The sequence below is a fragment of the Ideonella azotifigens genome, from assembly GCF_006519715.1.
Lineage (GTDB): Bacteria > Pseudomonadota > Gammaproteobacteria > Burkholderiales > Burkholderiaceae_C > Ideonella > Ideonella azotifigens.
On the sequence record NZ_VIDT01001048.1, the window covers coordinates 1 to 1375 of the forward strand.

At 68.9% G+C, this 1375-nt stretch carries 1 protein-coding gene and 1 pseudogene; both read right to left on the minus strand.

The window, feature by feature from the left end; genetic code table 11:
* Positions 1-58: 58 nt before the first annotated feature.
* Complete coding sequence (locus tag FKP22_RS30465) at positions 59-1039, minus strand: aliphatic sulfonate ABC transporter substrate-binding protein (RefSeq protein WP_141291939.1); 981 nt, start codon at positions 1037-1039, stop codon at positions 59-61.
* Between the two features lie 23 nt (positions 1040-1062).
* Positions 1063-1375: pseudogene (locus FKP22_RS30470) on the minus strand (5,10-methylene tetrahydromethanopterin reductase); the annotation flags it as partial.

Below are 1375 nucleotides of genomic sequence, written 5' to 3' on the forward strand. Positions count from 1 at the left end.
GCAGTGGGCGCTGCAGCGGCGTCCAGCATCGTCGGGTCGGCGGCCATGTCCGAAAGCCTCAGGCCTTGATCAGGCCTTGCGCAAAGCGCGTGTCGACCAGCGCCTCCACCGTCTTGACCAGGTCGGTGCCGGGCTTGACCAGCTGCTCTTCCAGCAGGATGGGCGCGGCGGCCTGCAAGGCCTTGATGTGTTCGGCCGATGGTTGCGGCTGGCTCAGGTCGGTGCGCAGCTTGAGCTGCAGCAGCGCGACCTGCAGCGAGACCTTGGCCTCCTCGCTGAGGATGCGCGCGGCCTCGCTGGTGTTGGCGATGGTCCACAGCCGGGCGCGCTCGTAGGCGGCGATCACGCGCTTGACCAGCGCCGGCTGCCTGGCCAGGAAGTCCTCGCGCACGTTCAGGAAGCCGTAGGTGTTGAAGGCCACGTTGCGGTAGAGCAGGCGCGAGCCGGCGTCCAGCTCACTGGCGGCCATCATCGGGTCCAGCCCGGCCCAGGCGTCCACCCGGCCCTGCTCCAGCGCGGCGCGGCCGTCGGCATGCTGCAGTCCGACGTGCTCGATGTCGCTGCGGTGCAGCTTCACGGTCTGCAGCGCGCGCAGCAGGAACAGGTACGGGTCCGTGCCCTTGGTCGCGGCGATCTTCTTGCCCTTCAGGTCGGCCAGGGTCTTGATCGGCGAATCCTTGGGCACGACCAGCGCGGTCCACTCGGGGCGCGAGAAGATGTAGGGTGTGCGGATCGGGTTGCCATTGGCCTTGGCCAGCAGTGCGGCCAGGCCGGCGGAGGAGCCGATGTCGATGCTGTTGGCATTGAGGTATTCCAATGCCCGGTTGCTGCCGGCGCTGAAGACCCACTTGACGGCGATGCCGTCGCGCTTCAAGTCTTCCTCCAGCCAGCCGAACTTCTTCAGCACCAGGCTGACGGGCGAGTAGGTGGCGTAGTCCAGCCGCAGCTCGGTGAGGGTGTCGGCGGCGTGGCCCAGCACGGGAATCACCGCGGGGGCCAGCGTGGCGCCGGCCAGCGAGAGAACGGAGCGACGTTGCATCGGGTACTGCTTTCGTAGAGGCGTCAGGATGTCGTGGTGCCCAGCTTCACCTGCCGGCCGGCGTGCTCGGCCGGCAGCCGGTCGCCCTGGGCAAACAGCTTGTGGCGCAGCGAGCCGGGCGTGTAGGCCGTGCGGTAGCGCCCACGGCGCTGCAGCTCGGGCACGACCCAGCGCACCACGTCTTCCATGGTTTCATGGCTCAGCGCGTAGGTCAGGTTGAAGCCGTCGATGCCGGTGCGGTCGATCCAGTCTTCGAGCTGGTCCGCCACCTGCGTGGGGCTGCCGACGAGGACCGGCCCGCGGCCGCCCAGGCCGACGAACTCGGCCGCTTCGCGC